General features: G+C 59.4%; 22 protein-coding genes. 12 read left to right on the top strand and 10 right to left on the bottom strand.

Annotated features, from left to right (window positions below; translation table 11 throughout):
* Positions 1-27 precede the first annotated feature (27 nt).
* Entirely contained in the window at positions 28-849 is an 822-nt protein-coding gene (locus CJU81_RS17500; RefSeq protein ID WP_095037632.1) for an ATPase, read from the top strand.
* Positions 850-1,085: 236 nt separating this feature from the next.
* Positions 1,086-2,408: an MFS transporter gene (locus CJU81_RS17495; protein ID WP_095003039.1), complete on the top strand. Its 1,323-nt coding sequence runs from the start codon at positions 1,086-1,088 to the stop codon at positions 2,406-2,408.
* A gap of 82 nt (positions 2,409-2,490) precedes the next feature.
* Here the strand turns inward: CJU81_RS17495 and CJU81_RS17490 are convergent, their stop codons facing one another.
* A complete protein-coding gene (locus CJU81_RS17490; protein ID WP_095037631.1) occupies positions 2,491-3,246 on the bottom strand; it encodes a COG4705 family protein in 756 nt (251 codons plus the stop codon).
* Positions 3,247-3,626: 380 nt separating this feature from the next.
* On the opposite strand from CJU81_RS17490, the gene CJU81_RS17485 reads away from it, so the two are divergent.
* Together CJU81_RS17485 and CJU81_RS17480 are read left to right on the top strand one after the other, a co-directional pair.
* On the top strand, positions 3,627-3,923 hold the full coding sequence (locus CJU81_RS17485; RefSeq protein ID WP_095037630.1) for a hypothetical protein: 297 nt from the start codon (positions 3,627-3,629) through the stop codon (positions 3,921-3,923).
* A 316-nt stretch (positions 3,924-4,239) separates the two neighbouring features.
* Positions 4,240-4,860, top strand: coding sequence for a flavin reductase family protein (locus CJU81_RS17480; protein WP_095030517.1), 621 nt, complete (start codon positions 4,240-4,242; stop codon positions 4,858-4,860).
* On the opposite strand, the gene CJU81_RS17475 is transcribed toward CJU81_RS17480, so the two are convergent.
* A complete protein-coding gene (locus CJU81_RS17475; protein ID WP_095037629.1) occupies positions 4,861-5,094 on the bottom strand; it encodes a hypothetical protein in 234 nt (77 codons plus the stop codon). It lies immediately after the preceding gene.
* A 34-nt stretch (positions 5,095-5,128) separates the two neighbouring features.
* Positions 5,129-5,443 (bottom strand): putative quinol monooxygenase, encoded by a 315-nt coding sequence (locus tag CJU81_RS17470; RefSeq protein ID WP_095030519.1) that lies wholly within the window; start codon positions 5,441-5,443, stop codon positions 5,129-5,131.
* A 312-nt stretch (positions 5,444-5,755) separates the two neighbouring features.
* Here CJU81_RS17470 and CJU81_RS17465 point away from each other — a divergent pair, with 312 nt between their 5' ends.
* Positions 5,756-6,685, top strand: coding sequence for an AraC family transcriptional regulator (locus CJU81_RS17465; protein WP_095037628.1), 930 nt, complete (start codon positions 5,756-5,758; stop codon positions 6,683-6,685).
* Here the strand turns inward: CJU81_RS17465 and CJU81_RS17460 are convergent.
* The gene (locus CJU81_RS17460; protein ID WP_095037627.1) at positions 6,680-8,311 is read right to left on the bottom strand and encodes a 5-guanidino-2-oxopentanoate decarboxylase; all 1,632 of its coding nucleotides are present in this window, start codon (positions 8,309-8,311) and stop codon (positions 6,680-6,682) included. The two genes, CJU81_RS17465 and CJU81_RS17460, sit on opposite strands and share 6 nt — an antisense overlap.
* Before the next feature lie 112 nt (positions 8,312-8,423).
* On the opposite strand from CJU81_RS17460, the gene CJU81_RS17455 reads away from it, so the two are divergent.
* Positions 8,424-9,308 carry a LysR substrate-binding domain-containing protein gene (locus CJU81_RS17455; RefSeq protein ID WP_095037626.1) on the top strand — a complete coding sequence of 295 codons (885 nt, stop codon included), beginning with the start codon at positions 8,424-8,426 and terminating at the stop codon, positions 9,306-9,308.
* A gap of 142 nt (positions 9,309-9,450) precedes the next feature.
* Positions 9,451-10,503: a Fic family protein gene (locus CJU81_RS17450; protein ID WP_095037625.1), complete on the top strand. Its 1,053-nt coding sequence runs from the start codon at positions 9,451-9,453 to the stop codon at positions 10,501-10,503.
* Positions 10,504-10,506: 3 nt separating this feature from the next.
* On the opposite strand, the gene CJU81_RS17445 is transcribed toward CJU81_RS17450, so the two are convergent.
* Both CJU81_RS17445 and CJU81_RS17440 read right to left on the bottom strand, forming a co-directional pair.
* The gene (locus tag CJU81_RS17445; RefSeq protein ID WP_095037624.1) at positions 10,507-11,124 is read right to left on the bottom strand and encodes an NAD(P)-dependent oxidoreductase; all 618 of its coding nucleotides are present in this window, start codon (positions 11,122-11,124) and stop codon (positions 10,507-10,509) included.
* A 29-nt stretch (positions 11,125-11,153) separates the two neighbouring features.
* Positions 11,154-12,038 carry an MBL fold metallo-hydrolase gene (locus CJU81_RS17440; protein ID WP_095037623.1) on the bottom strand — a complete coding sequence of 295 codons (885 nt, stop codon included), beginning with the start codon at positions 12,036-12,038 and terminating at the stop codon, positions 11,154-11,156.
* A gap of 112 nt (positions 12,039-12,150) precedes the next feature.
* Here CJU81_RS17440 and CJU81_RS17435 point away from each other — a divergent pair, with 112 nt between their 5' ends.
* Positions 12,151-13,056: a LysR family transcriptional regulator gene (locus CJU81_RS17435; RefSeq protein ID WP_095037622.1), complete on the top strand. Its 906-nt coding sequence runs from the start codon at positions 12,151-12,153 to the stop codon at positions 13,054-13,056.
* 392 nt (positions 13,057-13,448) lie between these two features.
* On the opposite strand, the gene CJU81_RS17430 is transcribed toward CJU81_RS17435, so the two are convergent.
* The gene (locus tag CJU81_RS17430; protein ID WP_095037621.1) at positions 13,449-14,330 is read right to left on the bottom strand and encodes a helix-turn-helix domain-containing protein; all 882 of its coding nucleotides are present in this window, start codon (positions 14,328-14,330) and stop codon (positions 13,449-13,451) included.
* A 173-nt stretch (positions 14,331-14,503) separates the two neighbouring features.
* Here CJU81_RS17430 and pobA point away from each other — a divergent pair, with 173 nt between their 5' ends.
* The gene (gene pobA, locus CJU81_RS17425) at positions 14,504-15,688 is read left to right on the top strand and encodes a 4-hydroxybenzoate 3-monooxygenase (protein WP_095037620.1); all 1,185 of its coding nucleotides are present in this window, start codon (positions 14,504-14,506) and stop codon (positions 15,686-15,688) included.
* 59 nt (positions 15,689-15,747) lie between these two features.
* Positions 15,748-17,265, top strand: a complete 1,518-nt coding sequence (locus tag CJU81_RS17420) for an MDR family MFS transporter (RefSeq protein WP_095037619.1) — start codon at positions 15,748-15,750, stop codon at positions 17,263-17,265.
* 50 nt (positions 17,266-17,315) lie between these two features.
* On the opposite strand, the gene CJU81_RS17415 is transcribed toward CJU81_RS17420, so the two are convergent.
* The 3 genes from CJU81_RS17415 to CJU81_RS17405 form a co-directional block, all read right to left on the bottom strand.
* Positions 17,316-18,650 (bottom strand): sigma-54-dependent transcriptional regulator, encoded by a 1,335-nt coding sequence (locus CJU81_RS17415; protein WP_095037618.1) that lies wholly within the window; start codon positions 18,648-18,650, stop codon positions 17,316-17,318.
* Positions 18,651-18,653: 3 nt separating this feature from the next.
* Positions 18,654-20,408 (bottom strand): sensor histidine kinase, encoded by a 1,755-nt coding sequence (locus CJU81_RS17410; RefSeq protein WP_095037640.1) that lies wholly within the window; start codon positions 20,406-20,408, stop codon positions 18,654-18,656.
* A gap of 73 nt (positions 20,409-20,481) precedes the next feature.
* On the bottom strand, positions 20,482-21,207 hold the full coding sequence (locus CJU81_RS17405; protein ID WP_095037617.1) for a 4'-phosphopantetheinyl transferase family protein: 726 nt from the start codon (positions 21,205-21,207) through the stop codon (positions 20,482-20,484).
* Positions 21,208-21,338: 131 nt separating this feature from the next.
* Here CJU81_RS17405 and CJU81_RS17400 point away from each other — a divergent pair, with 131 nt between their 5' ends.
* On the top strand, positions 21,339-22,016 hold the full coding sequence (locus CJU81_RS17400; RefSeq protein WP_016779832.1) for a response regulator: 678 nt from the start codon (positions 21,339-21,341) through the stop codon (positions 22,014-22,016).
* Entirely contained in the window at positions 22,013-23,359 is a 1,347-nt protein-coding gene (locus CJU81_RS17395) for an ATP-binding protein (protein WP_095030531.1), read from the top strand. Before CJU81_RS17400 ends, CJU81_RS17395 begins: the two co-directional genes overlap by 4 nt.
* The last annotated feature ends 100 nt before the right edge of the window (positions 23,360-23,459 follow it).

Raw genomic sequence — 23,459 nt, 5'->3', positions numbered from 1 at the left:
GCTGCCGCCATTTTTTTAAGGTTTACGATGCGTAACGATGCCCGCGACGACTTTGACAATGTGCCGACTTTGCGCGCCGATGCCGATGACCATGATGAACTGGCGTCCAGCCCGGGTGCCCGTGAGCGCACCACGGTGTATTCGCGCAATACTCCGGTGATCAAGGTCAAGGGCCCGAGTACCGGGCCTTTATGGACCTTGATCTGCGCCTTGCTGGTGGCCGTTGGCGGATTGGCCTGGTGGAGCTTTCAGCAGATTTCGCTGATGGAGCAGCAGTTGGTGGCCACCCAGGAAAGTTTTGCCCGCATCAGCGAAGAAGCAGCGGGGCGCCTGCAGGCCATTTCCGGCAAGGTGGTCGCCAGTGAGTCGACGATCAACACCGGTAGCGAAGCCTTGAAGTTGCAGATCAAGCAGCTTGAAGAGCAGTTGCTTGAGCAAAGCAAACGCCAGCAAGGGCTGGTGGCGGGGCAGCAGGGGGATCTGGATCAGCGCTTTGAGCAAATCAATGCGGCAATGTTGCTGCAAGTGACAGCGCAGAAAGAAAACCAGACCAAACTCGAAACCGAGATCAAGAACCTGGGCACTGAGCTGGCCACGCTCAAGGCGGGTGTCGCCCAGCAGGCCACGGATGTGGCGGCCTTGAAGAAACAGGGCAACCCGAGCGCGGCCGTGGAACGTCTGGAGCAGGACATGATCGTGCTCAAAAGCGAACTTGAGAACCGCCCGGCGCCGACTCAAGGTGCCAATGCTGCTGAGTTCGACGTATTCCGTGCCCAGATGACGCGCAACATCAACACCCTGCAGAGCCAGATGCAGAACCTGCAGAAGCAGATCAGCGCTCGACCTTGACGGTTTGCCCCTCTCCCGCAGGGAGAGGGGGCTGATGTGTAGGGACAGGCAATTTAATTTTTCCTGTCGGCGGATTTCCGCTTATGGCCACGCCGTATATCAGCGGATTCCCGCTTATCCATCCCCCTAAAGCCTTGTAAACCGTGGCCTCAAGCATTGGCACAAGTCCTGCTATAGCCCTGCAAGCTCGCGTTTTGACGCGCTATAAAAAAACAAATAAAAGAAGGATCCATTCAATGGATAACTCCAGCACCCTGCCTGCCGGGGCCGTGTCTGCGGCGCCTAAAGAAAAGACCACCTCCAGCCGTATCAAATCGATTTTCAGTGGTTCCGTCGGCAACATGGTCGAATGGTACGACTGGTACGTTTACGCCGCGTTTTCGCTGTACTTCGCCAAAGCCTTCTTCCCCAAGGGCGATACCACCGCACAACTGCTCAACACCGCTGCGATCTTCGCCGTGGGCTTTTTGATGCGCCCGATCGGCGGCTGGCTGATGGGCCTGTACGCAGACCGCAAAGGCCGTAAAGCAGCATTGATGGCTTCGGTACTGCTGATGTGCTTCGGCTCGCTGGTGATTGCCCTGTCGCCAGGTTACGAAACCATCGGTGTGTGGGCACCGGTCCTGCTGGTCTTCGCCCGTTTGCTGCAAGGCTTGTCAGTGGGTGGCGAATACGGCACATCGGCCACTTACCTGAGTGAAATGGCGACCAAGGAACGTCGCGGTTTCTTCTCCAGCTTCCAGTATGTGACCCTGATCTCGGGCCAGCTCATCGCCCTGGGCGTACTGATCGTGCTGCAACAAACCCTGACCGAAGAGCAGCTGTATAGCTGGGGCTGGCGTGTACCCTTCGTGATCGGTGCATTGTGTGCCGTGGTCGCGCTGTATCTGCGTCGTGGCATGGAAGAAACCGAGTCGTTCAAGAAGACCAGGGTCAAGCCTAAAGAAAGTGCCATGCGCACCTTGCTGCGTCATCCCAAAGAGCTGATGACCGTAGTTGGCCTGACCATGGGCGGTACGCTGGCGTTCTACACCTACACCACGTACATGCAGAAATACCTGGTGAACACGGTGGGCATGAGCATCTCGGACTCCACCACCATTTCGGCCGCCACACTGTTTCTGTTCATGTGCATTCAGCCGCTGGTGGGCGCGCTGTCGGACAAGATCGGCCGTCGTCCGATCCTGATCGCCTTCGGTGTACTGGGTACCCTGTTCACCGTACCGATCCTGACCACCCTGCACACCATTACCACCTGGTGGGGGGCGTTCTTCCTGATCATGGCCGCGTTGATCATTGTCAGTGGCTATACCTCGATCAACGCCGTGGTCAAAGCTGAATTGTTCCCCACCGAAATTCGCGCACTGGGCGTAGGCTTGCCTTACGCACTGACCGTGTCGATCTTCGGCGGTACGGCTGAATACATCGCGCTGTGGTTCAAGAGCGCAGGCATGGAAACCGGTTATTACTGGTACGTGACAGCTTGTATTGCCTGCTCGCTGGCGGTGTACGCAACCATGAAAGACACCCGCAAGCACTCGCGCATCGAGACTGACTGATCGCGCAGTAACACTCGTGGGAGCGAGCCTGCTCGCGAATAAACTTCGCGAGCAGGCTCGCTCCCACCATACCGGTTTACGGTCAGGACAGCTCAGCCACCCCAGGCTGGGCCTGTTTGTTTTTCAGATACGCCGCCCCGGCGATCATGGCCACCAATATCCCCGCCAATACCAGCGAAGAGCCGATGGTGCCGAAGTCCAGCCCGCCCTTGTCCAGGGGTTTGGTCAGGAAGTCGCCCAAGGTCGCGCCAAACGGGCGTGTCAGCACAAATGCGAGCCAGAACAGCAGCACCGACGAGATTTTGCTGAAGTAGCGTGCCAGCACCACCACCCCGATGGTCGCCCCGATAAACAGTGCGCCGCCAGCAAAGCCCAGCCCCGAATCATCCGCCAGGTAGTCACCTAGGGCGGTGCCCAGGGTGTTGGAAAACAGAATCGCCATCCAGTAGAACATCTCCCCACGCCGGCTCTGCACCTGGCTGACATTCAGTGACTCACCGCTCCATTTCCACAGCGCGAAGATCGCAACCAGTATCGACACCAGAATCAGCGAGCCCGTGGCATAACCCAGGCCAAGCGTGCGGTCCATAAAGTCAGACATGGTGGTGCCGGCGGTGCTGGTGGACAGAATCACCAGCCAATACAGCACAGGGTTGTAGGTTTTGGAGAACAACTGAGTCAGCAAGGTCAGCACAAACACGCTGATAAGCAGCATCGAGCTGACGGCATAGCCCACATTGAGGGTCATCGACAGCAAGTCGCCCGCGGTTTCGCCCAGGGTCGTGGCGCAAATTTTCATCACCCAAAACGCAAGGGTGATTTGTGGAAGTTTGTTCATTCGGTCGAGGCTCCAGTTTTCGGGGGGTGCAAAGCCGTTTTGATATCGGCTTTTTTGCCGGCTGAAGACTGGTGCTCGCGCAGTGAAAAATTGGTAATGGACAGATGAAAAGCCTGTCTGTGAATGCGATTTATTCGAATTAATAGTCAGTTAATTCTGTTAGCCCACTATCAATCTCAGCGACACCTCTATGGCCGGCAGTACAGGTATGCCGCCACACGAGGAGTCGGACAACGTTTGAACCCTGGCTTTACGTGGGCGTACACATCGAATTAATCGATTCTTTAGCGCTATTTTTTGCGCTTTTTAATCAAATTAATCGGCGTAGTCTTAAACCCATACCCACTGAACACCCCAAACACGAAACAAGGAGCTTCATCATGAAAACCAAACTTATTCTCGCCGCTGCCTTCTCTGCCCTGGCCTTCAACGCGTTTGCCGCCGATGGTTTCGATAAAACCCATTCGTCGAGCTTTGCTGAAGATGGATACAGCCGCACAGGTTCTGCTGCCGTGGCTGCCGACGGTTACGACCGCACAAATTCCGCGACTTTCGCAGAAGACGGCTACGACAAAACCGGTTCCGCCACCTTTGCAGAAGACGGCTTCAGCCGGACCAAATCGGATACCTTCGCTGCTGATGGCTACGATCGCACTCACGGCGCCCACTTCAGCTAACACCTGAAGCAGGCACTCCAGCCCGGCCTTGGCCGGGCTTAGTCGTTTTTGGGGGAAAGAAAATGGCCAACCGTCTGTAGCCGCTGAGGAGCGAAGCGAGGCTGCGATCGGTTGCCTAGCAACTGTAAATTCAGATGATGAGGTGGACCAGAAAGTCCTGACACTCAGGTTTTGCGATTGCTACGCACTCGATCGCAGCCTCGCTTCGCTCCTCAGCGGCTACAAAGATCGCTGGCCGCTGCTTAAGCTTTTGTAATCAAGCCAAATGCCTTGCACTATATGGGCCCTCTATCTCAGCCGTTTGCGGACTCTTCCCATGCATGACGATATCCATTTCTATGAACCATCCCAGGGCCACGGCCTGCCCCACGATCCGTTCAATGCGATTGTCGGTCCGCGCCCGATCGGCTGGATTTCATCACAGGATGCTCAAGGCCGGCTGAACCTTGCGCCCTACAGCTTTTTCAACGCATTCAACTACATCCCGCCGATCATCGGGTTTTGCAGTGTGGGCCGTAAAGACAGCCTCAATAACATCGAGCAAACCGGCGAGTTCGTCTGGAACCTCGCTACCCGGCCGCTGGCTGAAGCCATGAACCAGAGCTGCGCCATGGTCGCGCCCGAGGTCAATGAATTCGAGCTGGCCGGGCTGACCACTGTGCCTTCACGGGTGATCAGTGTGCCGCGCGTGGCCGAAACACCGGTGTCGTTTGAATGCAAGGTCACGCAAATCATCCAGCTGCAACGGGCAGACCAGGAGCTGGTGCCAAGCTGGCTGATTCTGGGGGAGGTGGTGGCGGTGCATATCGCCAGGCACCTGCTCAAGGACGGGATTTATGACACCGCGGCCGCCGAGCCTATCTTGCGCGGCGGCGGCCCGGCGGATTACTTCCAGCTGGGCCCTGAAGCTCTGTTCAAGATGCATCGCCCACGCTGATTACCAGACCAGCTCGGCGTCTTCTGTGACGCCTTGCAGGGCTTCAAGTTGCTCGGCTGCAGCGGCATCGGCGGCGGTCGCAGTTTTGAACGTCTGCTCGATGAGGATTTTGTGAAAACGCGGCGCTCCACCTTCGTACAAGGCTTTGACCGCAATCGCTGCGTGATAAACACCGGGCTCAACCGGAACTACAGCGGATACCGCTTCAAACTGTGCAAATTCTTTACGCGCCATGCTTCAACTCCCGGCCTGTGGAAAAACCGGCATTCTACCTGTTCAGCCCGCCCACATCGCTGAAGGTCTGAAAATCGAGACTATCCACCACTTGCTGGTGCACCAGCGCGCCGTAGATATCCATCAGCGATGAGTTGAAGTACGCAAGCATCGAGATTTCATTCTGCCAGTAGCCGGCAACCTGCCACAGCAGCGGGTCGTTATCGCAATGCTGCAAGGCAAAGTGCAGGCAACCTGGGGTCTGCAGGGTCGGTTCGATCAATTGGCTCAGGCAAGCCTCGACCCGGGCCGAACACCCGGCGCGGGCGCGAACCAGTGTCATGTGACTGACGGCATTGGACTGGGGCATGCTGGCCTCCACAAAGGAAAGTGGTGTTGGGGGGAGGTTCAAATCTTAAGGGGCGGAGCAAGTGATGGTTAGTCGATTCCTGCCCCAGGCTTGCACGATTCTGCAAAACCTTGCCCGCCCACCCACTCACCGCGCACTTGCACCGCGGACCAGCCCACCAGGATTTCGAGCAAGCGTGCACGTCTGCCACGCGTTAAGCAGGCACCTGGCCCGGGCACATGACAGGATCAGGCAAGACAATGACAGAAATCAGCTACCCCTGGGCCTTGCACAAACTTAAGCTGTGTCATCACTGCAAGAAGGATGCACCTCATGTCCCTGCTGGAACCGCCGCGGCCCGCGCTCGACCCCGCCTTTGAAAAACAGCGGTTGGAACTGGCCGACCTGATTTTTCGTCACGCTCCGCAAGATGGCTCGTTCACCACCGGCGTCGAGTCGCTGTTCGTGTCGCGCTACAGCCAGCCCAGCGATTTTTCCCCGAGCTTGCCCAAACCCGCTTTGTGCATCATGGCCCAGGGGCGCAAAGAGGTGCGCCTGGCAGACGAATACTTCGCCTATGACCCGCTAAATTACCTGGTAGTGTCGGTGTCGATGCCGATCAGTGGCCGGGTGCTGGAAATTTCCCCCGAGCACCCGGTACTGGCTTTGCGCCTGGACATTGACCCGGCCGAGATCGCCACGCTGATCAGCGAGGCTGGCCCCATGGGTGTGCCATCACGACCTACTGGGCGCGGCCTGTATGTCGAACCCATCGATCAGTTGATGCTCGATGCCCTGTTGCGCCTGACACGTCTGCTCGATACCCCGAAAGACATCGCCATGCTCGCGCCATTGATTCGCCGCGAGATTCTCTACCGACTGCTGCGCAGCCCGCAGGGCCACCGGCTATATCAGATCGCCAGCGAGAACAGCCAGAATCACCGCGTCAGCCGGGCGATTTCCTGGCTTAACGGTAACTTCGAGCAACCGTTGCGCATCGACAGCCTGGCACGCGAAGCCAATCTCAGCGTGTCGACCCTGCACCATCGGTTCAAGGCCATGACCGCCATGAGCCCGCTGCAATACCAAAAACAACTGCGACTCAACGAAGCCCGCAGGCTGATGCTCAGCGAAGGCCTGGATGCATCGGCCGCGGGCTATCGCGTGGGCTATGAGAGCCCGTCGCAATTCAGCCGCGAGTACAGCCGCCAGTTTGGTGCGCCGCCGGTGCGGGATCTGGCGCGCCTGCGCATGAGCCTATAGGCCCAGTGATTGCTGCCAGCGCAGCTCATCGATTTCAATCACGCTGGGCCCTTGGCGATCGCTGGCGCTGGCCAGCGCTGCGCGCAATTGCGCTTCGTCCCCGACTGCCTGAGCGGCACACCCCAGCGCCTTGGCTACACCGATAAAATCCGGGGTGTAGATATCCACGCCAACGGGTTCGATGGCGCGGTTGAGCATGTACTTCTTGATCTCGCCGTAGCCCTGGTTGTTCCACAGCAGCACGATGATCGGCGTTTGCGCTTCAACCGCGCTGGCCAGTTCGGCGAGGGTAAATTGCAGACCGCCATCACCGATCAGGCACAGCACCGGGCCACCGGGTTTGCCTGCGGCACGACGCCCCAGCCAGGCCCCGACTGCCGCGGGCAGGGCGTAGCCGAGCGTGCCGTAGCCCGTCGATGAGTTGAACCAGCGCCGCGGCTGATCGGGGTTGAGGGTCAGGTTGCCGGTGTACACCGGCTGGGTCGAGTCGCCCACGCACACGGCATCCGGCAGCACATCGAAAACAGCCTGCAAAAATCGCGTCTGGGCACGGGTCGGGGCATCCCATTCGGTGGCCAACTGTGCCTGCAGACGGCTGACCCGCACAGCTCCCCACTGCGCGTCCCGTGCTGGCAACTGCGCAAGACTTGCCAGTAATGCCTCGCTCGCCAAGTTGGCATCGGCTACCAGCGCCAGGGTTGGCGGGTAATTGCGTACGGTCTGGTCGGGGTCGATATCAATGCGCAGCAGCGCGCCGGGGATCTCGAAGCCGCCGGCAAACGTCACGTCGTAATCGGTCTCGGCCAGCTCGGTGCCGATCGCCAGCACCACATCGGCCTCGGCCACCAGCGCCCGGGTGGCGACCAGACTTTGGGTCGAGCCGATCAGCAGGGGGTGAGAGGAGGGCAACATACCCTTGGCGTTGATGGTCAGAGCCACCGGCGCGCCGAGGCTTTCGGCCAGTTGCGTCAGTGCCGGCGCCGCATCGATCGCACCGCCGCCAGCCAGAATCAGTGGTCGTTTGGCCTGGGCCAGACGCTGGCTCATCTGCTCAATCGCAGCAGGCGCGGGGCCGGGGCGGGCAATGCTGACGGGCAGGCTGGCAAGCAGCGCATCGGCGTTTTCCACCAGCACGTCCAGGGGGATTTCGATATGCACCGGGCGAGGGCGGCCGGCCTGAAACAGCGCAAAGGCCCGCGCCAGCACGACCGGCAACTCTGCTGCCGACATCAGGGTATGGGAAAACGCCGCGACGCCAGCCATCATCGCGCTCTGGTTCGGTAACTCGTGCAACTTGCCGCGCCCGCCGCCCAGTTGGCTACGTGACTGCACACTGGAAATCACCAGCATCGGGATCGAGTCGCCATAGGCCTGGCCCATCGCCGTGGTGATATTGGTCATGCCCGGCCCGGTGATGATAAAGCACACCCCCGGTTTGCCACTGGTGCGGGCATAGCCGTCGGCCATAAAGCCTGCACCCTGCTCATGTCGCGGGGTGATGTGGTTGATCGTCGAGCCCGCCAGCCCGCGATACAGCTCAACTGTGTGCACACCCGGAATGCCGAACACTTGCTCAACCCCGTAGGCCTCCAGCAACTTGACCAATACCTCGCCGCACGTCGCCATGTGTCCCGCTCCTGTTTTTGTTCTGGAATGAACCATTGAAGCGGTCGGGTGTGGTGCGCACAACGTAAACATGCTCATACTAGCCATGTCCTGAGCTCATGGCTGACCACTGATGAAACGCCTTCCGCCCCTTCCCGCGCTGCATACTTTTCTGATCACGGCCCAATGTTGCAACTTCACCCGTGCCGGTGAGCAGTTGCATATCACCCAGGGGGCGGTGAGCCGGCAAATAGCCGGGCTTGAGGAGCATCTGGGTTACCCGCTGTTCCATCGCCAGGCCCGCGGGTTGAGCCTGACCGAGCAAGGTCAGGCACTGTATCCGCGTATCGAACAGGTGTTCGACTTGATCGGCGAGGCCGTCGAACATGCGAGCGTTCGCCGCAGCCCGCTGCAAATCAAGGCGCCGACCTGCATGCTGCGCTGGTTATTGCCCAAGTTGCTGCACTGGCAAGAACTGCGCCCTGACGTGCCGGTTGAGCTGACCAGCAGCGTGCAGCACGGGGTGGATTTTCGTCGCGAGGCGTTTGATGCCGCGGTGGTCTACAGCCCGCAACCGGGGCCCAAGCGTCAGGGGCGCCACCTGTTTGACGAACAACTGACCCCGGTGTGTGCCCCGCATCTGCTGGAGGGTCGCGATGCCATCAACCAGCTAGGCGATCTGACTCAACATACCCTGCTACATCCCAGCCGAGACCAGCAGGACTGGACCCAGTGGCTGAAGGCCGTGGGGGGCGATGTGTCGGCGATCCGCAAGAGCCAGTACTTCGACACCCTGGATCTGGCCATGACCGTAGCGGCCCAGGGCAATGGTGTGGCCATAGGTGACTGGTCGCTGATTGGCGATGACCTGAAGGCCGGCCGCCTGGCCATGCCTTTCGATTTCAAAGTAACTACCGGCGCCGCCTACCTGCTGGTGTGCTCACCGCGCAACGAAGCGTCGGCGCCGTTGCGCGAGTTGCTGGACTGGCTGGTGGAGCAGACGCACTGCACGGATTAACCCTGTATCGATACAGCCAGTTTGTCCTGGTGCGGGAAAAATCGCTGTAACAGTTTAAATGGGGTATTCCTTGTATAAATGGGGTAAAAACAATCAATAAAACCCCATTTGATCTTTTGTATTACCCTATTAAAGGACGTTTATGCACTCGCTTACCGTCGAACAACTGACCCAACTTCGCTTTGACGGCCTGCAGCTTTCAACTCTGAGGGCGTTGGGCGAGTACAGGGGCAAGCAAAAGCTGTTTGTCGCCCAATCGGCAGAAGCGCTCGCAGATCTCAAGCAGCAGGCAGTGATTGAGTCCGCAGAGTCATCCAGCCGTCTGGAGGGCGTGGTCGTTTCGCCCAGTCGCCTTAAATCCTTGATGATCAAAAATGCCCAGCCTAAAAGTCGCTCCGAGCAGGAAGTTGCCGGCTATCGGGATGCGCTGTCGCTGATACACGAAGCCTGCGATGCCATGCCTTTCTCGGAAGGTACGGTACGCCAGTTACATACGATTCTTTATCGATACCTGCCACAAGAGGGAGGCAGCTGGAAATCAACCAACAACGACATCATCGAACGTCATCCTGATGGGAGTCTCAGGGTGAGATTAACACCCACTCCCGCTCATCTGACGCCGATGGCCATGAGTGATCTGCTAAGCCGCTACTACAGCGCAAATCAGCAAAAACTTGCCGATCCACTGGTTCTGGTTCCGTTGTGTATTTTGGACTTTTTGTGTATCCACCCCTTTGCAGACGGCAACGGTCGCGTTGCACGCCTGCTGACTCTCTTGCTGCTCTATCAGTTTGATTACGTCGTAGGCCGTTTCATCAGTCTTGAGCGGATTTTTGAAGACAGCAAGGAGAGCTATTACGAAACCCTGGAGGCCAGCTCTGTTAATTGGCATTCAGGCACTCACGATGTAGGGCCTTGGCTCAATTACTTTTGGGGCGCGCTGATCAAAGCCTATAAAGAGTTTGAAGCGCGGGTTGGAACCATCGAGAAAAAATACGGCAACAAAAGCAGCCGCGTTCGCATAGCCGTACTGAACCGCTCACTGCCCTTTTCAATCAGCGAGATTGAGCAGGCATGCCCCGGTACGAGCCGAGACACGGTGCGCCTGGTTTTACGCGCGTTGAAATCCGAAGGTTTGATTGAGTCCACCGGCAAGGGGCGAAGTGCGAAATGGCGCAATCGCCCCGTACCCTGAAACTCAATACCCCACAGTAAACCGCTGGCGGGAATGCTTGGGTTGCTCGACCTCATCAAGCATGGCGATGGCGAAGTCGGCGAAGCTGATCCAGCTTTTACCTTCTGTGTTGATCAGTAGGCGGTCCGTACCCAGGCGGAACTTGCCTGTGCGCTCGCCTTCGACAAACTCGGCCGAGGGTGAGAGAAAGGTCCAGTCCAGGTCTTTTTCGGCGCGCAAGGTGTCGAGGTAAACGCCACCCGCTGTTGCTTCGGCACGGTATTCGTCCGGAAAGCCCGGGCTGTCGATGACTTTGGTGTCACCCGGCAGCAAGAGTGAGCCCGCACCGCCCACTACCAGCAGGCGTTTGACCCCAGCCTTTTTTACCGGCTCGATAATGGCCGAGGCCGGCAGGGTCGAGAAATGCGCGGCGCTGAGCACCACGTCATGGCCTGCCACGGCGTCTTGCAGAGCCTGGGCATCGTTGACGTCAACGTCCTTGACCACCACTCCCGCCCGCTCACCCAGTTTTTTCGATGCATTGCGGGCAATGGCTGTAACGCTATGTCCACGACGCAGGGCTTCTTCCAGCAGTTGGCTGCCAGCACGGCCGGTAGCCCCGATGATTGCGATTTTGCTCATGATGTTCTCCAGTGAGTAGGTAGTAGCATTCACCACTTCATTTCGCCTTTGGCCACCTTGGCACTTAGCTCCAATGAAGATTCTTCGCCCAGATCTGGGTAGCGTTTTTTCATGGCCGCTATCAATTCGCCCGAGTTGCGGGCCTTTAGCGCCTCTTCGTCGAACGCCTTGATGTAATCACGGGTGAAGTACACCGCTTTCAACGAGCGGTCGCTGTCACCCAGGTAATGGCCCGGTACCACGACTTTGGGCTGCAGGCTGTCGATACGTTTAAGGGTGGCCAGCCATTGCTTGTGCGATTGCGGGGTCTGGGTGTCAGCCATCCATACGTGCAGGTTGTCGGCCACTACTACCCCACCCACAACGGCCTTGATGGAAGGGATCCACACGAAGGTACGGTCCGGCTGACGTCCGCTCAGGCCGACGATATCCAGTTCATGCCCTTCAAGGTCCAGGGTGTTGCCCTTGAGCACCTGCGGCACGATCAACTTTTGCGGCATGTCGGCGCCCATCTGCGGGCCCCAGAACGCCAGCTTGGCGTCTTTGGTCTGGTTGATATGCTCAACCACCGGCCCAGGGGCCACGACCTTGGCGTCCGGGAACGCCTGGGTCAGGGTCTCCAGGCCGAAATAGTAGTCCGGGTCGCCGTGGCTGATGTAGATGGTGGTCAGGTGCTTGCCACTGGCGCGAATCTTGTCGACCACTTGCTGTGCCTGGGCCTTGCCAAATTGGGCGTCGACCAGGATGGCGTCCTTGTCGCCACTGACCAGCACTGAAGACACCGGGAAAATCGCAGCCGTGCCCGGGTTGTAAATGTCCAGGGTCAAGGGCGCCGGAGCCGCCGAAGCATGGGCTGCAAAGCCCAGCATGACAGCGCTGAGGGCAAAACGGCGAAGGGTGGTAAATCCGCTCATGGGTGATTCCTGAGTCAATGGCCAAGATCGGCGATGGACAGAGCTTAGTTGCCCGATCGAGAACTAAAAATGCGATGCTTGAACATAGTTTGTTTCAGATATCGGGCAGATCATGGATCGTCTTATTGCAATGCGGGTGTTTGTCACCGTCGTCGACCTCGGCAGCCAGTCAGCCGCTGCTGATCATCTGGACCTGTCGCGCCCCGTGGTTTCGCGCTATCTGGCGGAGCTTGAAGAATGGGTGGGGGCACGCTTGATGCACCGCACAACGCGCAAGCTGAGCCTGACCGCCGCCGGCAATGAAACCCTGCCGCGCTGCCGGCAGTTGCTGGAACTGGCCGACGACATGCAGGCCGCCGTCGACGTACCCAGTGATGCACCACGGGGGCTGTTGCGCATCAGCGTCAGCACCTCGTTCGGCCAGGCGCAATTGGCGGCGGCAGTCACCGACTATGTACGGCTTTACCCGCAGGTCAGCATCGACCTGCAGATGCTCGATCGCACGGTCAATCTGGTGGATGAACGCATCGACCTGGCAATTCGCACCAGCAATGACCTGGACCCGAGTCTGATCGCCCGCAAGCTCACCGTTTGTCGCTCAGTGCTTTGCGCATCCCCGGCCTATTTGCGTGAACACTCGGCGCTGCAGCAGGTCGATGACCTCAGTGGGCACAACTGCCTGACCCATTCCTACTACGGCAAAAGCATGTGGCATTTCACCTGCGAGGGTGAGGAAGTCTCGGTGCCGGTGCAGGGTAATATCAGCGCCAACGAAGCCAGCACTCTGCTAAGCGCTACGTTGGCGGGTGCGGGAATTTCGCTGCTGCCTAGCTACCAGGCGGGGGTTTTTGTGCAACGCGGTGAACTGGTACGCCTGCTGCCCGAAGCAGAACCGCGCCTGATGAACATCTACGCGGTGTACGCGTCGCGCAAGCACATGCCGGCCAGCTTGCGCAGCATGCTCGACTTCCTCGCCGAGCGCTTTACCGACGAACCGGTGTGGGATAAATATCTATAGATACGCTGTTGCAGATCAAGCCCTATGGTGGGAGCGAGCCTGCTCGCGTACGACCTTCGCGAGCAGTTTTCCCTCGCTGCAGCGGCTACAGGATTTACATGCATAGTCCATTTGAAGGATGAAATCGGGCGCAACCACTCGTACAACTGATATGGCAAGAACCTGTGTCTGAACTAGCCTCAAAGCTGTGACGTCAAGGGAGCCAATGCCATGACTACCAAAACAAAAACAACATGCATGACCGTTTTTATCGTTTTCGCTGCCGCTGTCCTGTTTGCAAGCGCTTGCTACCGCGCCGAGCAAACCCGCCAGGCAGCCGGATTGATCGCCAGTTGCAATGGCGCGCACTGCAATGCCATGTTCAGCGCTCTGAGGTAGGAAGCCCCGGAGTGTCAGGGCGGGCTGATACTGTCAGTCCGCCCACTTCGAAAAACACTGGGCGATGTCCCGCTCAGGCGTCGGAAAAACCGTGCAAAATATGCCGGATCTGCAAAGCCCAAACTGTCAGCCACTTCGCTGATGGTCATCGGTGTGTAAATCAAATGTCGCTTGGCCTCCAATAACAGTCGCTGATGGATGATCTGCAACGCCGACTGTCCCGCCAGCTCGCGGCAGATGCTGTTCAAATGCGCCACTGAAATGCCCACCTGATGCGCCAGCTGTTCAACATTTGGCTGCTGGCGAAACTGCGCCTCGACCCGTTGATTGAACAGCCCCAGATACTCGCGGCCCCGTGCCGGTAATTGCCGGGCCTCACGACGCTGGATCACCTGGCGCGCCACCCACACCAGCAGCACACTGATCAGCGACTGCAGCAGCATCTCGCGGGCAGGTTGTGCGCTGTCATATTCGCCTTGCAGCTCACTGAACAGGTTGTTGAGGTAATCACTGTCCTTGCCTGCGGGGTAACTGGCGACCCGCTGCAACAGACTGATGTTGCCGCCCAGCTGGGCTTGCAACTGCGCCACCAACGGCGCGGCCAGGGTCAGAACAAAGCCCTCTACGTTCGGCGAAAACTGAAACCCGTGGACGCACAGAGGCGGGATGACCTGAATCGCCGATTGCTCCAGAACATGGCGCTGCCCTTCGACCTCAACTTGCGCTCGCCCCTTGTGCACATAGAGCAACTGGCACAGGTCAGCATGCCGATGGGGTCGGATCTCCCAATCGTGGACGCGGCTGCGCAGCGAGATGGTTTCACAGTGCAACAGGTCAGGGCTGAGCCAGTCCTGCTGTTCACCATAAAGCTTGAACACCGGAATTGAAGGATTCATGGCCACCGGCCTGTCGTGTTTATTGAAAACCGATAATCGCACCGATTGGCGAAAAGTACCGATAATGGCGTGGTTATCACCTTCTATTGCCCATCTCGCAAGCGAAAAATACAGACACAAACTTATAAGAACCCACTCGCCCCACGGGGTCGAGGCTGCGCGAGAGAACAATAATGAGAACTCAAGTCGCTATTATCGGTGCCGGTCCATCAGGGCTGCTGCTCGGTCAACTGCTGCACAACGCCGGGATTGATAACGTCATCATCGAGCGCCAGACCGGCGAGTACGTGCTCGGACGAATTCGCGCCGGAGTGCTGGAGCAGGGCATGGTTGATCTGTTGCGCCAGGCCGGTGTCAGCCAGCGCATGGACGCCGAAGGGTTGGTACATACCGGTTTTGAGCTGGCACTGGATGATCGCCAGGTGCATATCGACCTCAAGGGCCTGACCGGCGGCAAGACCGTGATGGTCTACGGCCAGACCGAAGTCACCCGCGACCTGATGGCCGCCCGCGAAGCTGTCGGTGCGCAAACCCTGTACAGCGCCAGCAACGTCCAGCCCCACGGCATGAAAACCGATGCGCCTTACGTCACCTTCGATAAAGAGGGCGAAAGCTGGCGCCTTGACTGCGATTACATTGCGGGCTGCGATGGTTTTCACGGTGTGGCGCGCCAGTCGATTCCGAGTGATGTACTGAAAATTTTCGAACGCGTGTATCCCTTCGGCTGGCTCGGGGTACTGGCCGACACCCCTCCGGTGAATGATGAACTGGTGTATGCCCGCCACGAGCGTGGTTTTGCCCTGTGCAGCCAGCGCTCGGCCAGCCGTAGCCGTTATTACCTGCAGGTGCCGGCAGAAGAGAAAGTCGAGGACTGGTCTGATCAGCGCTTCTGGGCCGAATTGAAAACCCGGCTGCCAAAGGCGCTGGCCGAGCGATTGGTGACGGGGCCCTCCATCGAAAAAAGTATCGCGCCCTTGCGCAGTTTTGTCGTTGAGCCTATGCAGTACGGGCGCCTGTTTCTGCTGGGGGATGCCGCCCATATCGTACCGCCGACCGGGGCCAAGGGCCTGAACCTGGCGGCCAGCGATGTCAGCACCCTGTTCAATATGTTGTGCAAGGTCTACACCGAGGGTCGCACCGACTTGCTGGAACGCTATTCCGAGGTGTGCCTGCGACGAATCTGGAAGGCCGAGCGCTTTTCGTGGTGGATGACCTCGATGCTGCACCGCTTCCCGGACAGCGACGGTTTCAGCCAGCGCATTGCCGACAGCGAATTGGCGTATTTCGTCGACTCCGAGGCGGGCCGTACCACCATTGCAGAAAATTACGTCGGGCTCCCTTACGAAGCTATCGAATAGGATCCTATCGAGTACACTGAGGGCCATCCGATACAAGCTCCGCGCCTACAGGTGTCCCCGTGACCAGTCTGAACCAGCCTCCCCAGGCCAAACCGGCCATTCGCAGCATTCTGATCGCCCTGATGCTGGCGATTTTTCTGGGGGCGCTGGATCAGACCATCGTCGCCGTCTCCATGCCCGCCATTTCTGCCCAGTTCAAGGATGTCAGCCAACTGGCCTGGGTGATTTCCGGCTATATGGTGGCCATGACGGTGGCGGTGCCGATCTACGGCAAGCTGGGTGACCTGTACGGGCGCCGCCGCCTGATGCTGTTCGGCATGGGCCTGTTTACCCTGGCCTCGCTGTTTTGCGGGCTGGCGCAAAACATGGAGCAGTTGGTACTGGCGCGGATCATTCAGGGGATTGGTGCCGGCGGGATGATTTCGGTCAGCCAGGCGATCATTGGCGATGTCGTGCCACCACGCGAACGCGGCCGCTATCAGGGTTACTTCAGCAGCATGTATGCCCTGGCCAGCGTCGCCGGGCCGGTGCTGGGCGGCTATATGACCGAGTACCTGTCATGGCGCTGGGTGTTTTTGATCAATTTGCCGCTGGGGCTGGCGGCCTGGTGGATCTCCCATCGCACTCTGGTAGGGCTGCCCGTACCACAGCGCAAACCGATTATTGATTACCTGGGCACGATGCTGATGATCGTTGGCCTGACATCACTGCTGCTGAGTATCACGTTTATCGGCCAAGGCCAAAGCTGGCGTGACCAGCAGGTGGCAGGCTTTCTGGCGGTGGCGCTGATCGCCCTGGCACTGTTTGTCTGGCATGAACGACGCACGCCAGAGCCGCTGCTGCCCATGCATCTGTTTGCCAACCGCAATGCGGTGCTGTGCTGGTGCACAGTGTTTTTCACCAGTTTCCAGGCCATTTCGCTGATTGTACTGATGCCGTTGCGCTATCAAAGCATCACCGGCGCCGGTGCTGACAGCGCGGCCTTGCACCTGCTGCCGCTGGCCATAGGGCTGCCGATAGGCGCCTACTTCGCCGGGCGCATGACCTCGGTGACCGGACGCTACAAACCGATGATTCTGGGCGGTGCGGTGCTGATGCCGTTGTCCATTCTCGGCATGGCATTCAGCCCGCCGAGCGCCGAACTGTTGAGTGGCGTGTTTATGCTGTTGAGCGGAATCGCTAGCGGCATGCAGTTTCCGACGTCGCTGGTGGGCGCGCAAAACTCGGTTCAACAGCACGACATTGGCGTGGCGACCAGTACCACCAACCTGTTTCGCGCGCTGGGCGGAGCGATGGGGGTGGCGTTGATGTCGGCCCTGTTGCTGGCATTGCTGCACGATACGTTACCGGCACCGGTCATGGGCCAGCCGCTGATTGGCGAAGGCAGTTCGGGCAATGTGCTGCTCGACAGCCTGAGCGCGGTTCAGGGCCCGGCGCTGCAAAGCCTGCGGGCAGAGCTGCTGGTGACCTTCCGTCACTTGTTGAGTATCAGCGCGGCGGTATCGTTGCTGGGGCTGGCGGCGGCGCTGGCGATGCCCAACCAGGTACTGCGCGGGCGGGAGGACAAGGCGGGCTAGGGCATACCCAAAACCTCTCGGCCCTCTCCCCATAGGGCCGGGGGAGTGGTTTATTCGGTACTCAAAAATGTTTCACGCACCAACCCGTGGCGTTGCATTTTTTCATTCAGGGTACGCCGCGGCAGTTGCAGCTCATTGAGCACGGCCTTGATATCGCCTTTATGCCGGGTCAGCGCTGCGCGCAGGCACTGCGCTTCGAAGGCTTCCTGTTGTGCCACCAGCGATTGCCCCGCGTCGGTGTCGGGCAGTTCTGTTTCGCCCAAGCCCAGCACATCCCGCTCGGCAACGTTGGCCAGCTCGCGTACGTTGCCTGGCCAGGCGTGGCTGAGCAAACGCGACAGCTGCGGGCCGCTCGGTACTTGTGCGCTGCGCCCCAGGCGTTCAGCGGCATGGCGTGAAAAGGCGTCGTAGAGCAAGGCAATATCTTCGCGCCGCTCACGCAGCGGCGCCAGACGTAACTCGGCCACGGTCAGGCGATAGGCCAGGTCCTCACGAAAACGTCCGGCGCGGGCCTCTTCGAGCAGATCGGGTTTGGTGGCGGCAACCACCCGCAAATTCACGCTGATACTCTGGTTGGAGCCCAGGCGCTCGAGTTTTTGCTCCTGCAGCACTCGTAACAGTTTGGCTTGCTGGGCCAGTGGCATGCTTTCGATTTCATCCAGAAACAAGGTGCCACCATCGGCGTATTCCAGCTTGCCGATGCGCTTGCCCTGGGCGCCGGTAAAGGCGCCGCTTTCGTGGCCAAACAACTCGGCTTCAAACAATTGCTCGGGGATTGCCGAGCAGTTAAGGGCTACGAAGGGCTTGTCGGCACGTGGACCAAAATCATGCAGGCAGCGGGCGACCAGCTCCTTGCCGCTGCCGGTCTCGCCGCGAATCAACACATTGACCGGCAGCGGCGCCAGCTCCAGAACCTGGCGGCGCAAGGTTTGCAAGCTGCGCGATACCCCCAGCAGGCGACCGTCGATCTGTTCACGCAGGCCAGCCTGTTCATGCAAACGGCGGTTTTCCAATATCAACTGACGTTTTTCCAGCGCGCGGCGCAGGCTGCCGAGCAGGGCTTCGGGGCTGAAGGGCTTTTCCAGAAAATCGTAGGCGCCTTCACGCATGGCCTCAACTGCCATGGGCACATCGCCGTGGCCGGTCAGCAAAATCACCGGCAAATCTGCATCCAGTTGCTGCAAGCGGTTGAGCAGGGCCAGGCCACCCATGCCCGGCATGCGCACATCGCTGACAATCACCCCGGCAAAATGCGCAGGCAACCGGTTCAGACAGTCTTCGGCGCAGGTGAACAACTGCACGTCAAAGCCGCTCAGGCTTAGCCATTGCTCCACGGCATTGCGAATACTGGCCTCGTCATCGACCACGATCACCGAATTGAGCATGTTTCAAGATTCCTGTGCGATGGGCAGCGTGAGCGTGAATTGCGCACCATCCGCGTGGTTGCAAGCAGTGAGGCGACCACCGATTTCGTGAACAATGGCGTAGGACACCGCCAGGCCCAAACCCAGTCCGTCGCCCACGGGTTTGGTGGTGAAGAACGGGTCGAAAATTTTACCCAAATGTTCTTCGGCAATTCCGCCCCCGCTGTCCGTGACGGTCAGGCGCCACAGTTGCTGATCGGCTTCGATGCGGATCTCAAGGTGCTTGCGCGGTTTGTCGCGCATGGCATCCAGCGCGTTGCGCAGCAGATTGATCAGCACCTGCTCCAGGCGAATCGCATCGCCCCGTACCCATGCCGGACGTTGCAGGCTGACTTGCAGGTCGATCTGCTCGTCCTTCAGGCGTGGCTCCAGCAGTTGTAGCGATTGATCTACCACATTCGCCAGATCAAGCCGTTCGCGCAGGCCGCTGGGGCTTTGCCGGGCGTAGGTTTTCAGATGGCCGGTGAGGGCAGCCATCCGCGTAAGCATCTGTTCAAGTGGCGCCAGGGCTTTATAGGCATCGTCGATGCGGCCGTGGTCGAGCAACAGGCGCAAGGTCGCCAGTTGCATGCGCTGGGCGGTCAATGGCTGGTTGATTTCATGGGCCAGCGCCGCCGACATTTGCCCCAGCGCCGCCAGTTTGGCTGATTGCACCAGGCCATCTTGGGCGGTTCGCAAGTCCCGGGTCCGGGCCTCGACCAGTTGTTCAAGTTCTTCGCGATTACGCTGGCGCAAACGTGCCAGGCGCCAGCGCTGAAGCAAAAACAGGCCCAGAAAAACCACGGTCAGCCACAGGCCTGCCCCCGCCAGAGCTGCATTGCGGATGTCTTCGGCAACACTTACCGGGCGCCGCAACAGGTGCAGGGTCCAGCCTTCGGGGTTAAGTGGCAGAGAGCCCCACAAATAATCCGCTGGCCCGTCCGGGCCATCGACGCGGGTCAGGGAGCTGTTTTCAGCGAAGCTGCGCAAGGTGTGGGTGTTCATCAAGGTCAGCGGTTGATTGTGGTATTGGCGGGTAACGCTGATTTCGCTGCGGTCGCTGTCATCCAGCGGCCGTAACAGGCGATAGCGCCAGCCGGGCTGATTGGCGATAAACACGATGCCCCGCGCATCGCTGACCAGCAGGATGTCGTTGCCGTGGCTCCATTCGCGCTCAAGCTGGGGGAACTCGAGCTTGACCACCATCGCCCCGAGGAAGCGACCCTCAGCATCGAGCACCGCGCTGGACAGAAAATACCCCGGAATCCCGCTGGTCACGCCCACGGCATAAAAGCTGCCACTGCCCTTGTTGCGGGTCTGGCTGAAATAGGGCCTGAAGGCATAGTTGTGGCCAACGTAGCTGTTGGAGGTGTTCCAGTTGCTGGCGGCCACTGCCAGGCCTGTGCTGTCGAGCAGCTCCAGGGTAGAGGACTGCGCGGCGCCGTTGATGCGTTCAAGTTTGTGGTTCAGCGCCGCCTGCACGGGGGCCGTCATGGGGCCGCCCAGGGCGGTTACCAGTTCGGGGTCCAGCGCCAGTACGGCGGGCAGCGCGCGGTAGCGTTCGATCAGGGTGTGCAGCGAGTTGGCATACAGGCTCAGTTGCTCGGGCCCGCGCCTGGCGCTTTCTTCAAGGGCATGCCGTTCGGCCTGGCGCATCGCCCAGCCGCCAGCCAGAGCCGCGCCGGCCAGGATCAACAGGCAATACAGCGCCATACGCAGGGCGCGAGATGTCACAGGCATGCTGGCAAACCGCTCAAACAGGGGGGCGAACGATAGCATGGCAGGCGTATCAAGCGGCCAACGGCCAGCGGGGTCAGGCTTTTATCGCCACGACGCTGAGCAATTGCCCGTCAACCAGAGCAAACTGCGCATCCAGTTCGCTGCCGTGTTGCCATTCGCTTGAAAGGTCGGTGAGCAGGCGCAGGCGCACATGACCTTCGGGCGTCCAGTCAAGCACTTCGGCGTGCTCAAAGTAGAAGCGTTTTTGCACCAGCGGATATAACGCCTTGAACAGGCTTTCCTTGACTGAAAACGTCAGCGTGACCAGCAGCGCGATATGCTCGGCCGGGCCGGCCGCCATACGCACAAGCTCATCCGGGGTGAGGATTTCCTTGGCCAGGCGCTGGGCGCGTTCGGGGGTGAGCAGGGTTTCCAGATCGATGCCCAGGCCTTGCCATTCACTCTTCAGGGCTACCAGTGCAGCTGCGCGGCCCTTGCTGTGGGTAATGGCCCCGCTGATATGGGCTGGCCATACGGGCGCGCGGTCTTCAGCCATGCCTGGGGTCGCACACGTGCCGTCCAGTCGCCGCATGGCTGCACGGGCACACAGGCGCCCGGCCAGAAATTCGGCTTGGCGTTTGGCTACTGAGCGTTGAATACTCGCTGGCATCTCGATGGTGCAGCGGGCAAAGTCGTCAACTTCGAGCTGAGCAGGGATAAAGTCAGTGCTCAGCCATACACTGGCGCGCAGGACCTCTGGCAAGGGCCAGTCGGCGCGCAATGGCGTGCAGCAGGCAGGCAAGGCGGGAAGTCGGTTCATACCGGCATTGTGCCGGGGCTTGGCCCGGCTGTGCAATTGTTCAGAGTCTGTTCAGGGCACACAACTTACTGTGTAGCTAGGCTGTATAGGACACACGTCCTTAGAGACGCGGATTGGCTTGGGAGAGCGCGATGAAATTGCTGGTGGTTGAAGATGAGGCGTTGCTGCGCCATCACTTGCAAACCCGTCTGACAGAAAGTGGTCATGTGGTCGAGGCGGTCGCCAATGCCGAAGAGGCTTTGTACCAGACCGAACAGTTCAACCACGACCTGGCGATGATCGATCTGGGGTTGCCGGGGCTTGGCGGGCTGGAACTGATTCGCCAGTTGCGTGCCCGGGGCAAGACGTTTCCGATCCTGATTCTCACCGCGCGTGGCAATTGGCAAGACAAGGTCGAAGGGCTGGCGGCGGGCGCAGACGATTATGTAGTCAAGCCGTTCCAGTTCGAAGAGCTGGATGCGCGGCTTAACGCCTTGCTGCGCCGCTCCAGTGGCTTTACCCAACCGACGATAGTGGCCGGTGCGCTGGTGCTGGATATCAACCGCAAACAGGCGGTGCTCGACGGCGAGCCGCTGGCGCTGACCGCTTATGAATACCGGATTCTCGAATACCTGATGCGCCATCACCAGCAAGTGGTGGCCAAGGACCGATTGATGGAACAGCTGTACCCGGATGACGAGGAGCGTGATCCGAATGTGATCGAGGTGCTGGTCGGGCGCCTGCGACGCAAGCTTGAGGGGGCAAACGGCTTTAAGCCAATCGATACGGTGCGCGGCCTGGGGTACTTGTTTACTGAGCGCTGCCGATGATTCGTTCGCTTCGCGTTCGATTGATGCTGGCGGCAACCTTGTTGGCCGTGTTGTTTATGCTGGCGTTACTGCCAGCGATGCAGGGAGCGTTCAGTCTGGCGCTCAAGGACGCCATCGAGCAGCGTTTGGCGTCGGATGTGACCACGCTGATTTCAGCGGCAAAGATGGAAAAGAACCGTCTCAAAATGCCGGCGCTGTTGCCGGACGAGCAGTTCGACCTGCCGGACAGCCGTGTGCTGGGTTACATCTATGACCGCGACGGCAATCTGGTCTGGCGCTCGCGGGCCACGCAAGAAGAAAACATCAACTACAAGCCGCGCTACGACGGGCGCGGCAACGAATTTGCGAGCATTCGCGAAGACAACGGCGAAGAGTTTTTTGTCTATGACGTCGAGGTCAAGTTGCTCGGTGGCAAGAGTGCGGCCTTCAGCTTTGTCGCCTTGCAGCCGATGCGCGAGTACAACCTGACGCTCGAAGGGCTGCGGGAAAATCTTTATCTGGGGTTCGGCGCAGCTTTGATTGTGCTGCTGGCATTGCTATGGATTGGTCTGACGTGGGGGTTACGTGCCTTGCGACGTTTGAGTCAGGAACTGGATGAAATCGAAACCGGCGAGCGCCAGAGCCTCAGCGAGCAACACCCGCGTGAGCTGCTGCGCCTGACCGGCTCGTTGAACCGCTTGCTGCAAAGCGAGCGTGAACAGCGTTCGCGTTATCGCGATTCCCTTGATGATCTGGCCCACAGCCTGAAGACCCCGCTGGCGGTGTTGCAGGGCGTGAGCGAAAGCATGGCCCAACGCCCGGCCGACCGTGAACAGGCCTGGGTGCTGCAAAGCCAGATCGAGCGCATGAACCAGCAGATCGGCTATCAGTTGCAGCGTGCCAGCTTGCGCAAGAGCGGGCTGGTGCGTCACCAGGTCGAAGTGCTGCCCGTGGTGCAGAGCCTGTGCAACACGCTGGACAAGGTGTACCGCGACAAGGGGGTCAAGGTCAGCTACGACATCCCGGAACTGAGCCATCTGCCGATCGAGCAGAACGCCTTGCTGGAGTTGCTCGGCAACCTGCTGGAAAACGCCTACCGGCTGTGTTTGAGCCAGGTACGTGTCAGCCTGCACCGTAATATTCATGGCATAGAGGTGTGCGTGGAAGACGATGGTCCGGGCGTGCCGCCGGATCAGCGTGCGCGCATCTTGCAGCGCGGTGAGCGCCTTGACCGCCAGCATCCGGGGCAGGGTATTGGCCTGGCGGTGGTCAAGGACATCATTGAGAGTTATGACGCCACCTTGACCCTGGATGATTCGTCATTGGGTGGTGCGGCGTTCCGGATTCATTTCCCGGCGATGTAATCGACGAACCTCTGTAGAGACTCTGCAACTGTGGGAGCGAGCCTGCTCGCGAAGGTCGTTCGCGAGCAGGCTCGCTCCCACAATAGGGCTTGACCTGCAA

This window comes from Pseudomonas fragi (assembly GCF_002269505.1).
Taxonomy (GTDB): domain Bacteria; phylum Pseudomonadota; class Gammaproteobacteria; order Pseudomonadales; family Pseudomonadaceae; genus Aquipseudomonas; species Aquipseudomonas fragi_D.
Note: the sequence above shows the minus strand (reverse complement) of the source record. Positions and strands in the feature narration are given on the sequence as shown.